Annotated in this window: 12 protein-coding genes and 1 tRNA gene; 8 read left to right on the forward strand and 5 right to left on the reverse strand. The window is 71.4% G+C overall.

The annotated features are described in order from the left end of the window. Window position 1: 1 nt before the first annotated feature. Window positions 2-1477, forward strand: coding sequence for a carboxylesterase/lipase family protein (locus tag EV188_RS29215; RefSeq protein ID WP_133829865.1), 1476 nt, complete (start codon window positions 2-4; stop codon window positions 1475-1477). On the opposite strand, the gene EV188_RS29220 is transcribed toward EV188_RS29215, so the two are convergent. Beyond that, on the reverse strand, window positions 1474-1866 hold the full coding sequence (locus EV188_RS29220) for a hypothetical protein (RefSeq protein ID WP_133829866.1): 393 nt from the start codon (window positions 1864-1866) through the stop codon (window positions 1474-1476). The genes EV188_RS29215 and EV188_RS29220 overlap by 4 nt on opposite strands. A 109-nt stretch (window positions 1867-1975) precedes the next feature. Here EV188_RS29220 and EV188_RS29225 point away from each other — a divergent pair, with 109 nt between their 5' ends. From EV188_RS29225 to EV188_RS29240, 4 genes are all read left to right on the forward strand, one after another. Further along, window positions 1976-2716 carry a pseudouridine synthase gene (locus tag EV188_RS29225; protein ID WP_133829867.1) on the forward strand — a complete coding sequence of 247 codons (741 nt, stop codon included), beginning with the start codon at window positions 1976-1978 and terminating at the stop codon, window positions 2714-2716. A gap of 92 nt (window positions 2717-2808) precedes the next feature. After that, a complete protein-coding gene (gene cmk, locus EV188_RS29230; RefSeq protein ID WP_133829868.1) occupies window positions 2809-3558 on the forward strand; it encodes a (d)CMP kinase in 750 nt (249 codons plus the stop codon). A gap of 30 nt (window positions 3559-3588) precedes the next feature. Continuing rightward, window positions 3589-4971: a ribosome biogenesis GTPase Der gene (gene der, locus EV188_RS29235; RefSeq protein WP_243742087.1), complete on the forward strand. Its 1383-nt coding sequence runs from the start codon at window positions 3589-3591 to the stop codon at window positions 4969-4971. Window positions 4972-5010: 39 nt separating this feature from the next. Next, window positions 5011-5574, forward strand: a complete 564-nt coding sequence (locus EV188_RS29240; protein ID WP_133829869.1) for a TIGR03086 family metal-binding protein — start codon at window positions 5011-5013, stop codon at window positions 5572-5574. Here the strand turns inward: EV188_RS29240 and EV188_RS29245 are convergent. The 3 genes from EV188_RS29245 to EV188_RS29255 are packed head-to-tail and all read right to left on the reverse strand — an operon-like array spanning window position 5534 to window position 9223. Further along, complete coding sequence (locus tag EV188_RS29245) at window positions 5534-6484, reverse strand: RNA polymerase sigma-70 factor (RefSeq protein WP_133829870.1); 951 nt, start codon at window positions 6482-6484, stop codon at window positions 5534-5536. The two genes, EV188_RS29240 and EV188_RS29245, sit on opposite strands and share 41 nt — an antisense overlap. After that, window positions 6481-7686, reverse strand: a complete 1206-nt coding sequence (locus tag EV188_RS29250) for an NAD(P)/FAD-dependent oxidoreductase (protein WP_133829871.1) — start codon at window positions 7684-7686, stop codon at window positions 6481-6483. The genes EV188_RS29245 and EV188_RS29250 overlap by 4 nt, the downstream gene beginning before the upstream one ends. Before the next feature lie 37 nt (window positions 7687-7723). After that, window positions 7724-9223: a mannitol dehydrogenase family protein gene (locus tag EV188_RS29255; RefSeq protein WP_133829872.1), complete on the reverse strand. Its 1500-nt coding sequence runs from the start codon at window positions 9221-9223 to the stop codon at window positions 7724-7726. 185 nt (window positions 9224-9408) lie between these two features. On the opposite strand from EV188_RS29255, the gene EV188_RS29260 reads away from it, so the two are divergent. Both EV188_RS29260 and EV188_RS29265 read left to right on the forward strand, forming a co-directional pair. Beyond that, window positions 9409-9482 (forward strand) — tRNA-Pro (locus EV188_RS29260). A 495-nt stretch (window positions 9483-9977) separates the two neighbouring features. Continuing rightward, window positions 9978-10460 carry a hypothetical protein gene (locus EV188_RS29265; RefSeq protein WP_133829873.1) on the forward strand — a complete coding sequence of 161 codons (483 nt, stop codon included), beginning with the start codon at window positions 9978-9980 and terminating at the stop codon, window positions 10458-10460. A gap of 207 nt (window positions 10461-10667) precedes the next feature. On the opposite strand, the gene EV188_RS32845 is transcribed toward EV188_RS29265, so the two are convergent. Further along, complete coding sequence (locus EV188_RS32845) at window positions 10668-11174, reverse strand: tyrosine-type recombinase/integrase (protein ID WP_243742088.1); 507 nt, start codon at window positions 11172-11174, stop codon at window positions 10668-10670. Window positions 11175-11880: 706 nt separating this feature from the next. Here EV188_RS32845 and EV188_RS29275 point away from each other — a divergent pair. Then, entirely contained in the window at window positions 11881-12681 is an 801-nt protein-coding gene (locus EV188_RS29275) for a hypothetical protein (protein ID WP_133829874.1), read from the forward strand. Window positions 12682-13078: the final 397 nt, after the last annotated feature.

The following is a 13078-nucleotide window of genomic DNA, read 5'->3' on the forward strand; positions in this document are numbered from 1 at the left end:
GATGTCAGAGATCCGGAAGACCACGGGTGGCGCGGTCCGCGGACTCGTCGCCGACGGCGTCGCCTCCTTCCTCGGCGTGCCCTACGCCGCCGCGCCGGTGGGGGAGCGGCGCTTCGCCCGCCCCGAGCCCGCGCGCTGGGACGGCGAGCGCGACGCGACGACCCACGGCCCCACCGCGCCGCAGCTGCCGACCCGCCCTGGCATGCCCGACCTGAGCCCGATCACCGGCCCGGGCTGGGTGCCCGGCGACGACTACCTGACCGCCGACGTGCGCACCCCCGACACGGGCGCGGCCGGCCTCCCGGTGATGGTGTTCGTCCACGGCGGCGCGTTCACCCTCGGCGCGTCCCGGGCCTCGGCGTACGACGGGACCCGGCTGGCACGCGAGGGCGCGGTGGTCGTCACCGTCAACTACCGGCTCGGCGTGCCCGGCTTCGCCGCCATCCCCGGCGTCGTCGCCAACCGCGGGCTGCGCGACCAGATCGCCGCCCTGCAGTGGGTCCGCGACAACGCCGCGGCGTTCGGCGGCGACCCCGACCGGATCACCGTGTTCGGCGAGTCCGCGGGCGCCCTGAGCATCGCCGACCTGCTCGCCGCCACTCCGCCCGGCCTCGTGCGCCGCGCGGTCGTGCAGAGCGGCGGCGGCTCGCACCTCCTCGCGCCCGTGCAGGCCGCCGTGACGACGCGGGCGCTCGCCGACGGGCTCGGGGTCGACCCGGGCGGGCTGGTCGACGTGTCCGACGAGGACCTCGTCGCCGCCGTCGGCGGGCTCGCGATGAACCCGCCGGACCTCGCCGTCCAGGGCCTGCGCGACCCGCTGATGGACCTCGCGCCGCTCGGTCCCGTGATCGACGGCGACCTGCTCGACGGCCAGCCGGTCGACGCGCTCGCCGCCGGCGCGGCCGCGGACGTCGACCTGCTCGTGGGCGCCAACGCCGCCGAGATGGCGCTCTACACCATGATCGGCGAGGCCGTGGGCCTGCCCGCGCCCGACGACGAGGTGCTCCGCGCCGCCGTCGCGCGCCTGCACCCCGACCCCGACCGCGTGATCGACGCCTACCGCAGTGCGAAGCGCGGCGCGACGCCCGCCGAGCTGCACGACGCGATCCGCACCGACTACATGTTCGCCGTGCCCACCCGCCGCCTCGCCGACGCCCACACGGGCCGGACCTGGCGCTACGAGTTCGCCTGGGGCTCCGGCGACCGGCTCGGCGCCTGCCACGGCCGCGAGCTGCCGTTCGTGTTCGACGTCGTCGACCGCGTCGACACCGGGGCCTTCGCGATCCCCGACAGCGAGGAGACCCGCGCCCTGGCCGCCCGGATGCGCACCGCGTGGGTGGCGTTCGCGCGCGACGGCGACCCGGGCTGGCCCGCCTACGAGGCCGACCGGCCGACGACGAGGCGGTTCGACGTCACCGACACCGACGTCGACGCCCCCGACGGCCCGGAGCGCGACCTCTGGGACGGGGTCCGTTAGACCGGCGCGACGTCCTCGCCGAACCGCACCGACAGCTCGGCGAGGAACGCGTCGGCGAGGCGCTCGACGGCGTCGGCGTCCGGCGCGATGCGGTCACCGGGCTGCAGGCCCAGCACCGAGCGCTCCGGCTGGTACTTGATGACCTTGTTCGGCGTCAGCACCCCGCCGTGGTCGAGCAGCGACTCGGCGATGAGCTCCAGCTCGGTGACCGGGTTGGTGTCCTTGCCGGACGCCGACCGGATGCGGTGCACGAAGCGGCGGTCGAGCGCGAGCAGCAGCGCCGTCGCGAGCACGGGGTCGTCGTGCACCCGCAGCGCCGCGACCTCCGCCCGCACCGCCGTGCGCGCCTGGTCGATCTCCGCGGGGGTGAAGGTCTTGCGTCCGAGCATGGTCCGGCCCTCCTCGTCGGTGTTCCTCACCTCCAGGTCGCAGCCCGGGCCGCGAATGTGACGAGATGCGCTGCGTAGGCTTGAGGACGAGGTCGATCAGAGGAGTGCCGTGAGCGGGTCGGAGGGCGTGCGCCTGCAGAAGGTGCTGGCCGAGGCGGGTGTCGCGTCGCGGCGGCAGGCGGAGATCCTCATGCGGGACGGCCGGGTCGCGGTCGACGGCAAGGTCGTCAAGGAGATGGGCATCCGGGTCGACCCGGACACCGCGGTGATCCACGTCGACGGCTCCCGGATCGTCACCGACACCGAGACCGTGCACCTCGCGCTGAACAAGCCCGAGGGGATGCTCTCGACGATGTGGGACGACCAGGGCCGCCGCTGCGTCGGCGACATCGTCCTGGAGAAGGCCGAGGGCCAGCGCCTGTTCCACGTCGGGCGCCTCGACGCGGCCACCGAGGGCCTGCTGCTGCTGACCAACGACGGCGAGCTCGCGAACCGGCTGATGCACCCGTCGTACGAGGTGCCCAAGACCTACCTCGCCGAGATCCGCACGCCGATCCCGAAGGACCTCGGGCGCCAGCTGCGCGCCGGTGTCGAGCTGGACGACGGCCCGGCGGCCGTCGACAGCTTCAAGGTCATCGACCGCTCGGGCGCGCGGGTGATGGTCGAGCTCGTGCTGCACGAGGGCCGCAAGCACATCGTGCGGCGCATGCTCGAGGCCGTCGACAAGCCGGTCCAGCGCCTCGTGCGCACCGCCGTCGGCGACGTCCGGCTCGGTGAGCAGCGCCCGGGCACGCTGCGCAAGCTCGGCCGCGACGAGGTGGCCTCGCTGTACCAGGCCGTGGGGCTGTAGAACACAACGGCCGGGGCGGACATCCCCCCTGTTCGCAGGGCACAATGGTCTTCCGAACGAAGAATGCTCGACGTTCGGGAGGCACACCGGTCATGGACGGGACGCTGCGCGGGGTGGTCGCCGTCGACGGGCCCTCCGGGACGGGCAAGTCGACCACGGCGCGCGGGCTCGCGATGCGCCTCGACGCCCGCTACCTGGACACCGGCGCGATGTACCGGGCGGTCACGCTCGCGGTGCTGCGCTCCGGGCTGCCGCTCGACGTCGCCACCACCTCCGCGGACGGCAGCGACGACGTGTCCGCGGTGGCCCTCGCGGCGCGCGTGACCGTGTCGACCGACCCGGCCGAACCCCGCGTGCGCCTCGACGGCGAGGACGTCGCCGCCGAGATCCGCGGGACGGCCGTGACGGGCGCGGTGTCCGCGGTGTCGGCGCTGACCGATGTGCGGACCCATCTCGTGGCCGAGCAGCGGCGCATCGTCGCCGAGGCGCTCGCGGACGGGGCCGGCATCGTCGTCGAGGGCCGCGACATCGGCACGGTGGTCCTCCCCGACGCCGGGCTCAAGGTGTTCCTCACCGCCTCGTCGCTCGTGCGCGCGGGCCGGCGCACCGCGGAGGACACCGCGGCCGGCCGGGTCGACGCGCCGGACGCGCAGACCGACCTGGCGCGGCGCGACCAGCTGGACTCCTCCCGCGCGGCGTCGCCGCTGCGCCCCGCGGAGGACGCGGTCGAGGTCGACACCTCGGCCCTGGACATCGACGGCGTGCTCGACCGCCTGCAGGACCTCGCCGGCGACCGGGATATGATCGTGGGCTTCGCCGACGCGGGAGTCGGCTCTCACTAGGGACACAGATTGAACGAGGAAGGGCCCGCTGTGCTCGCCGACGGCGACACGGGAACGGGCATCAACGGAGACGACGCACGCCCGGTGCAGCCGGTGCTCGCGGTCGTCGGACGCCCCAACGTCGGCAAGTCGACGCTGGTCAACCGCATCCTGGGGCGCCGCGAGGCCGTGGTCCAGGACGTCTCGGGCGTGACGCGCGACCGCGTCGCCTACGACGCGCTGTGGAACGGGAAGCGGTTCACGCTGCTCGACACGGGCGGCTGGGAACCCGACGCCAAGGGCATGCAGGCCGCGATCTCGGCGCAGGCCGAGACGGCGATGGCGACCGCGGACGTGATCCTGCTGGTGGTCGACGGGCAGGTCGGCGCGACCGCGGTCGACCAGGCGGTCGCGCGCACGCTGCGCCGGTCCGACCGCCCGGTGATCCTGGCCGCCACCAAGATCGACGACTCGCGCGGCGAGGGCGAGATCGCGGCGCTGTGGCGCCTCGGGCTCGGCGAGCCGCACCCGGTCTCGGGCCTGCACGGGCGCGGGTCGGGCGACCTGCTCGACGTCGTGCTCGACGCGATGCCCGACAGCCCGCGCGACGACGTCGACCTCACCGGCGGACCGCGCCGTGTCGCGCTGGTCGGCAAGCCGAACGTCGGCAAGTCCAGCCTGCTCAACCAGCTCACCGGCGAGAACCGCTCCGTGGTCGACGCGGTCGCCGGCACCACCACCGACCCCGTCGACTCGCTGGTCGAGATCGACGGCGAGGTCTGGAAGTTCGTCGACACCGCCGGCCTGCGCCGCAAGGTCGGCCAGGCGTCGGGCACCGAGTACTACGCGTCGCTGCGCACGAAGGCCGCGATCGAGGCCGCCGAGGTCACCGTGCTGCTGCTCGACGCCTCGGAGCCGATCAGCGAGCAGGACCTCCGCGTCGCCTCCCAGGTCGCCGAGGCCGGACGGGCGCTCGTGCTGGCCATGAACAAGTGGGACCTCGTCGACGAGGACCGCCGCCACGCGATGGTCCGCGAGCTCGAGCGGGCGCTCGTGCGCTTCCCCTGGGTGGAGCGGGTCAACATCTCCGCGCGCACCGGCCGGGCGGTGCAGAAGCTCGCGCCCGCCATGCGCACCGCGCTGGAGAACTGGGACCGGCGGGTGCCCACCGGCCAGCTCAACCAGTGGATCTCCGACATCGTCGCGGCCAAGCCACCGCCCGTGCGCGGCGGCAAGCAGCCGAAGATCCTCTACGCCACCCAGGCGCAGAACCGGCCGCCGACGTTCGTGCTGTTCACCTCGGGGTTCCTCGAGGCCGGGTACCGCCGCTTCCTCGAGCGCAAGCTGCGCGAGACGTTCCCGCTGACCGGCACGCCGGTGCAGATCAACGTCCGCGTGCGCGAGAAGGGTGCCCGCGGCGGCCGCAAACGCTGATACATTCCTAGGACCATCGAGTCCTGAGGGGTGAACAGCATGCTCGATCTCGGTCCTGCCGCTCGTGAGGTGTCCCGCGTGATCGGGGGGATCGGCGACGACGACCTCGACCGGCCGACGCCCTGCGGGGAGTGGCGGGTGCGCGACCTCGTCGGCCACCTGCTCGCCTTCACCGCCCACTTCATCCGGGTGGCGCGGCACGAGGCGGCGGAGGCCGGGGGCGGGCCCGAGGACGTGCCGGCCGACTGGCGCGCCGTGCTCGACGGTCGCCTCACCGAGCTCACGGCGGCCTGGGCGGAGCCGTCGGCCTGGGAGGGCGAGGGGAGCGCCGGCGGGCTGACCATGCCGCGCGCCGACCTCGGGGTGGTCGCCGTCGAGGAGCTCGTCCTGCACGGCTGGGACCTGGCGCAGTCGGTGGGCGCGGAGTTCTCCGTGCGCGACGAGGACCTCGACGCGGTCCGCGGCTTCGTCAGCCAGTTCGAGCACGCGCCGCAGGAGTCGCGTACCGGGCTCTACGGGCCGGTGGTGGACGCCGCGGCGAGCACCGAGCTCGAGCGCGTCCTCACCCTCGCCGGTCGGGACCCGCGTCAGCCGGTCGGTTAGCGGCCCGGCGCGCCATCGCCTCGTCGCGCAGGCGCCAGGCGTCCGCGACGGGGCCCAGGTGGGCGAGCTTGTCCGGGTTGACCACCGTGCGGACCGTCTGGACCCGCCCGTCGAGGACGTCGAGGGCCATGACGGCGACGATGTGCCCGTCGGCCTCGGTGACGAGCACGCCCGGCTGGTGGTTCACCTCGCGCGGCTCGACGCTCATGGTGCCGTCGAACATCGCCGCGAACGCACCGATCAGGCGGGCCACCTTGGCCGCGCCGACCACCGGCTTCGTCAGCGCCGGGCCCTTGCCGCCACCGTCCGCGACCGCGGCGACGTCGGCGGCGAGCAGTTCCTCCAGGCCGTCGAGGTGGCCGTCGGTGATGGCCTCGACGAACCGGGCGGCGAGCTCCTCGCGGGCCCGCCGGTCGGCCTCGAACCGGGGCCGACCAGCGGCCATGTGCTGGCGCGCCCGGACCGCGAGCTGGCGGCACGCCGCCTCCGAGCGCTCGACCGCCGCGGCGATCTCCGGGAAGTCGAACGCGAAGACCTCGCGGAGCACGAACACCGCACGCTCCAGCGGGCTCAGGCGCTCGAGCAGCAGCAGTGCCGCCATCGACACCGAGTCCGCCAGCTCCGCCGAGCGCGCCGGGTCGTCGTAGGGATCGGTGAGCAGCGGCTCCGGGAACCACGGCCCCACGTACGACTCCCGGCGCACCCGCGCCGAGCGCAGCACGTCGATCGAGATGCGGGTGACGACGGCCGAGAGGAACGACTTGACCGACGCCGGCTCGGTGTCCGTCGACGCGAAGCGCAGCCAGGTCTCCTGCACGGCGTCCTCGGCCTCGCTGACGCTGCCCAGGATCCGGTAGGCGATCGCGAACAGCAGCGGTCGCAGCTCCGTGAACTCCTCGGACCGGCTCATGCCGCGGGCTCACCCCGGACGGGTCGCGCCGCCCGCTCGGCGTGCGGCCAGCGCACGGACCCCGGCAGCCGGCGCTCGACGCCCGCGGCGCGTGCCGTGCCCCGGACCTGCACGTTCTTGGCCAGGACCGCGGCGCGGCCGGTCCACGCCCGGCCCCGCGCGACGTCCTCCTTCGTCGTCGGCTGCAGCACGGCGTGGCGCCGGCCCAGGCTGACGACGCGGGCGGTGAAGCCGAGGTCGAGGGGGACGTCGTCGCCGGAGCGCCCGAGTGCCTCGGCGCGCAGCACGTCGGCGGCGTGCGCGGCCGAGGGGAACGCGTACTGGCACGACATGCTGTAGCGATCGCCGCCGGGCGCGGGGGCGTGCCCGGCGTCGCCCACGGCGACCACGTGCGGGTGGGAGACCGAGCGCAGCGTCCCGTCGGTGAGCACCGCGCCCTGATCGTCGACCGCGAGGCCGGCCCGCCGGGCCAGGGGAGGGGCGGCGAACCCGCCGCACCAGACGGTGAGGTCGGACGGCAGCACGTGCCCGCCGTCGAGCAGCAGCCGGTCCCGCTCGACGGCCCGCACCCGCGTCCCGCCCACGAGCTCGACGCCGAGTGTCCCGAGGGTGTCGCGCACGTGCTCGCGCCCGTCCGGGGTGAACCAGCCGCCGACGTCGCCACTGGTCACGAGTCGGACCGCGACGTCGGGGCGGCTCTCCGCCAGCTCGGCGACCGTCTCCAGGCCGGTGAACCCGCCGCCGACCACGGACACCTGGGCGTTCTCCGGCAGCGCGGCGAATGCAGGTCGCAGCCGGCGGGCGGACTCCAGGTCCCCGACGGCGTGCACGTGCTCGGCGCCCGGCACCGGCACGGTCGTCGTGCTCCCGGCGGCGATGACGACCCGGTCGAACGCGAGGTCCCGCACCCCGTCGGGTCCGGCGACCGTGGCCCGGCCGGTGTCGGGGTCGAGCTCGGCGACGGTGCCCTCGATCAGGGTGACCCCGGCGCCGAGCAAGTCACGCAGACCCGGCGCGGGGACAGGACGCCCGATCGCGACGTGGTGCAGGCGCAGCCGGTTGACGAACTGCGGGCGCGGGTTGACGACGGTGACGTCGACGCGGTCGCGGGCGCGCCCGGCGAGGCGGACGGCCGCGGTGGTGCCGGCGTAGCCCGCGCCGACGACGAGGACCTTCAGAGCAGCGGTGGGTGCGGTGTTCATGCTCCCGTGACGAGACGGCCGCCGCGGCTGTGACACGTCAGCGGGGGAGACGTGCCTCGAGCTCCTCGACGGTCGCCCGCGCGCCCTGCTGGTGCAGCGCGTCGAGGTGGGCGCGGTAGGCCGTGGTGAACCGCTCGTCGTCGATCAGGCCGCCGAACAGGTCGCGGTCGGCGAGGAACGCCAGCGGCTCGTCGGGGTAGCGGCGGGCGGCGGCGATGCGGTCCTCGGCGCGGCCGGTGTCGACGACCTCGATGGGCTCGCCCGCCTCGTCGACGCCCTCCGCGTACCGGGCCCACGACGCGACGATCAGCGCCGAGCGGTCGATCTCCCCGCCGTTGTCGAGGTTGATGCGGATGACCGGCACCAGCCACGTCGGGATGCGGTCGGAGCTCTCGGCGGCGAGCCGGGCGAGGGTGTCGCGGATCTCCGGGTTGGCGAACCGCTCGATCAGCGTCGCCTTGTAGTCGTCGAGGTCGACGCCCGGCACCGGCTGCAGCGTCGGCGTGCCCTCGCGGTCCATGTAGGCGCGGGTGAAGCCGGCGAACAGGGGGTCGCCCGCGACCTCGTGGGCGTAGCGGTAGCCCGAGAGGTAGCCGACGTAGGCGATCGCCTGGTGGCTGGCGTTGAGCAGGCGCAGCTTCATCAGCTCGTAGGGCTCGACGTCCGCGACCACCTGCACCCCGACGTCCTCGAACGGCGGGCGCCCGGCGGCGAACCAGTCCTCGAGCACCCACTGCGTGAACGGCTCGCACACGACGGGCCAGGCGTCGACGATCCCGGTGCTCGCCTGGAGCTCCTCGCGGTCCTCGTCGGTGGTGCGCGGCGTGATCCGGTCGACCATCGAGTTCGGGAACGGGACGCTGGCCTCGATCCAGTCGGCGAGCTCGGGGTCGCGCCGCCGCGCGTAGGCCGTGATCATCGCGTGCGCGACGTGCCCGTTGCCCTGGATGTTGTCGCAGGACATGACCGTGAACGGGCCGGTGCCGTCGTCCCGGCGGCGGCGCAGGGCCTCGACGACGTAACCGAAGGTGGTCTGCGGCGCGGCGCCCTGCGCGGCGGCGATGTCCGCCTGGATCGCCGGGTCGCGGTCGTCGAACTCTCCGGTGCTCGCGTTCTTGTGGTAGCCGCCCTCGGTGACGGTGAGGCTGACGATCCGGGTGGCCGGGTCGGTCATGCGGTCCAGGACGGCGTCGGGGTCGTCGGGGGCGTAGAGGTAGTCGACGATCGAGCCGATGACGCGCGCCTCGCGCCGGCCGTCGGCGTGCTTGAGGACCAGCGTGTAGAGGTCGTCCTGCGCCTCGGTGACCTCGGCCATCCGCTTGTCCGACTCGAGCACGCCGACCCCGCAGATGCCCCAGTCCAGGGCCTTGCCCTGGTTCATGAGCTCGTCGAGGTACATCGCCTGGTGCGCCCGATGGAACCCGCCCACCCCGAAGTGCACGATGCCGACCGACACCGCGCCGCGGTCGTAGGTCGGGCCCGGGACGTCCGCGGGCAGGTGCGCCAGGTTCGCCGCCGTCAGCGTCGTTGCAGCCACGATGTTCACTATGGCGTGGACCACCCGCCGAACGCAGCCGGGTGGCGGGGGAAGATCGCTGCGGATGTTCCCGCGGGCGTGTGGTGTGGGCCGTGCGGAGCAGCGCGGGCGATCTTGATCCCCGTGCACGGAGGCGCCGACCCTGTCGGGTACCGTGGTCACGTCGCGGGCACGAGGCGACGGTGCGGGACGTGGCGCAGCTTGGTAGCGCACTTGACTGGGGGTCAAGGGGTCGCAGGTTCAAATCCTGTCGTCCCGACACGCACCACGAACCCCTCTGGCCAGGGTATCCGCCCAGGTCAGAGGGGTTCTTGTCGTTCAGGGCGTGGATCATGAGGTTGCTCCCTCGGACGAGCGCTTGGGACCACTTTGGGACCACGGCTGGAGTTGGCTTCGTGGCAGGCCCCGGCTCGGTGTGCCCGCTGGCTTGCGGGGCGACGGCGGTGCAAGATTGGCCGGCGTCGGTTACTGAACCACTTCTTGGGGGCGCTGGTAGATGACGCTAGACTTCGTCGTCAATGTCGTTGCCGGTGTTTTTCTTCTTGTCGTCGGGTTTGTCTCTCGTCGACTCGTGTCAAGGGTGAGGACTCGTTCGACGAGGCGTCTGTGGCGACAGAAGGATCGGCGGAACTCCCTCGTTGTCGCGATGACTACGTACCAGGGGCCGCACCCGTCAAGTGGTGTTCGCACCAGCTTTCGTGAAGCGAGAGTGTTAGCCGAGCTCATGCCGACCCTTGTCAGTATTGGAGCCTCGGTGTCTGTCAGTGAGACAAGGATCGAGCACGCCACCGGAATAACCAATAACGATATAGTGGTTCTGGGTGGTACCCATACGAACAAGCTGGCTACTGAGTTCCTTCAAAGATTGGCTCCTCACGTCAAGACCCACGGAGAAGATCGGACTGCCCGGTCCTTCGAGATCATGGGCAAGCCCTACAAGACCGAGTACTCCGAGAGTGGGTCGCACGTCGAAGTAGATCACGGCCTGATTGTGCGAATGCGAAACCTGTATTCCAGTGACCCCGCCCGTTTGGCTACATTCTTGGCTGGCTGCCACGGTCTTGGAACTGGTGGTGCAGCACAGGTGCTGGTGAACGAGCACCTGGCTCGGCAGGTACTCAAACGGGCCACCGATGCTGACAGTTTCATCGCAGTGATTCGCGCACGCGAAGTCGGATCGGATTACGTAGTAGATGTCGAAGACGTTCACTCGCCGATCAATCTCCCTGCGCAATAACCGTCACGCTTCTTCTGTCGAAGGGGGGGGCGGCTCGCTACACCGCTCGGAGCGTCGGTCCGCCGTGGCACCCCGCAGGTAGTTCGTCAGCAACTCGCCGTCCCCGAGGACAGCGTCGTGATTTGGGTGCAAGTACCGCTGCGTGGTCGAGAGCAAGCCGTGTCCGGCGATCTTGCGGAAGATGTGTACCACGCCGGCGTCGGCCATTCACGTCAGTCCGGTGTGCCGGAGATCATGGCGGCGGAGGTAGCCCAGACCGATCGACTCGACGACCTCGTCCCAGTGCGTCGCGTCTCGCGCGTCTCGCGCGTCTCGCCGCATCGCCGTAGTGATTCGCCCGCTGCGCGGGCCCACGAACAGCCGGCCGTCGGTGAGCGAGGAGCGAGCGACCAGCTCGGCGATCATGGGCCGAACTTCTTCGATCAGCGGGACGAGCCGAGCGCGCTTGCCCTTGGTGGCCTTATCCACGAGACCGCCCGGGGAGGGCGTGGTCTGGCGGCGGACGTTCCAGGTCCACGTGGTCGTGTCGATGTCGTGCACCCAGCAGTCGGACACCTCGCCGATGCGGGCCGCGGTCGCGCCGGCGAAGGTGAGCTGATCCCGACCGGCGCGGGCGGCTGCGATCTTCTCGGCGGGTCGCGGGCGGGTGCCTTCCCGGCGCCGACGGTCCTGGCGAAGACCTATTGCCCCTTTACCGAGAACCCGCCCGCTCACCGGGCACCACCCACGGTCAGAGCCGGCGCTGGCGCGCCAGCGTGGCCCGGCCCTGCCGGGCCACGCCTCCCCGCACCCCCAATGACTGCGTCGGGGGCGGGGCGGCGAACCCGGGCGGGCCAGGCCACCACGACAACGACAGCGACGACCTGGACCACGATGGCACCAGGAGCAGCACGAGGCTCGGCCTCCGGCGGCCAGGCGCTCCGCCCTGGACCAGGGCACCGACCTCAGGAGAGCCCCCGACAGCGACGAGCTCGGGGGAGTGGTGGTGGTCGGGGCGGGGCCTCACCCACGACGACGCGCCCGAGGGCTGCCAGACCGCCCGCACAGCCGCAAGCGCCACCAGACAGGCCAGCCGGCGGATCAGCACGACGGGGGCGCTTGCACCCGCACGAGCGGCCCGGCAGGGCAGAGCCCGCGCCGCCGAGGGAGAGACCCCGAACACGCGCCATGGCGGGCTCGCCGTGGATCTCTGAGCCGAACCTTGGGCTAGGCACGAATGGGACACACGGGCGACGATGTTGTGGTCTTGTCGCGCTCTAGTCAGTGAACTCGGGATAGACGTGAGTGTCCTATTCGGTGGTGGGTGCTGCGAGATTCGAGTCACGGCCGGTAGCTGTGGTCTGCATCGACCGTGATATCGCCTCAGGCTTGACGTCGATCGCTCTTCCTGCCAAGTTCTCTTCCGTGCCGAGGGGGGACGATGACCGCTCACGAATCGAGCAACACAGCCAGTTCCGCGGCTGGGAACGATGGTCCAATTCGTAACCCGCTCTGGGTCATCTCGCTCTTCCTCGGACTGTGCGAGGTTGTAGCGGGCACTGTCACGGCGCTAACCTTCGGCTTAGTTCAAATCGTCTTCGCCTTCTTCGTGGTGTCGTTCCCGCTCCTGGTTGCCGGTGCGTTCTTCTACACTCTGTGGTCGCGCCCAATGGTGTTTTATGCCCCTCGGGACTATCCAGATGCAGTCGAACCGATGGCCTTTGCAAAGGCCGTTAATACTCGGACTCGACAGGTGGTTGAGGTTGCGACTGATGCAGCTCTCGCCTCCGTCGGAGGCCTTGCCGACTCGCTGCTGAGCCAAGGGGCTATCAGCACTGACACATGGACGGAGATCGAGCGCGAGAGTCGGGAAAGAGTTCAGGCGTCAATGAAGCGCAAGGTCATCGACGTGGATTTCAGTGCGCTCGGAGCGCCACGGATCGAGGAGTTCCTAGTGACACCTCTCTCGACCGTGGCTTCCTTTCTTGACGATGTTTGGTTCTTGCTTGACGATGACGGATATCTAAGCCGGTTTCCCGCTCATACTTATGGTGAGAGATGGGTGTTGCAGGATACGAAGACAGGCCATATCTATTGGGAGATTGGGGGCACGTGGGCCGCAAAGGATCACGGAAATCGGCAGGATTCGCGGTCGCTGGGCGCGGTGGGGGTGCAGACGGGGGACGTACTAAGGGTGGTCGACCTGAACGAAAGGAACTCGGAGCCTCAAGCTGATGGCTGAGCTGGAGAGCTGTTCTGGTGCGCAAACTAAACACCAAGCTCAAGCGTTCTGCCGGTGTGCAGCGGCCTTCTCTGCTGCCATACGCCGGCGGTGCAAGTCGAGGAGACGACGTATCTCATGCATGAGGGACGGCTGAGCGGAGGCGGACTCTCCGCGGCCCGAGCAGAGGCGGCGCGAGCACTGGGACCAACTTGGGACCACACGAGCCGCGCTACGGGGCACAGCTCCTGCGCATTTGATTCCGCGGGTTCGCCCCTGCACACGCTCTGAGCTGCAGTGACCGCTTGCCCGCCGTCGTGGGGGTCAACGGGTCGCAGGTTCAACTCCTGTCGTCCCGACGCACTTCACGGGTCCGCTGACCACGGTTTAGCCGCCGGTCTGAACCGCCCCGGCGTGT

It is taken from the genome of Actinomycetospora succinea, assembly GCF_004363095.1.
GTDB classification, from domain to species: Bacteria; Actinomycetota; Actinomycetes; order Mycobacteriales; family Pseudonocardiaceae; genus Actinomycetospora; species Actinomycetospora succinea.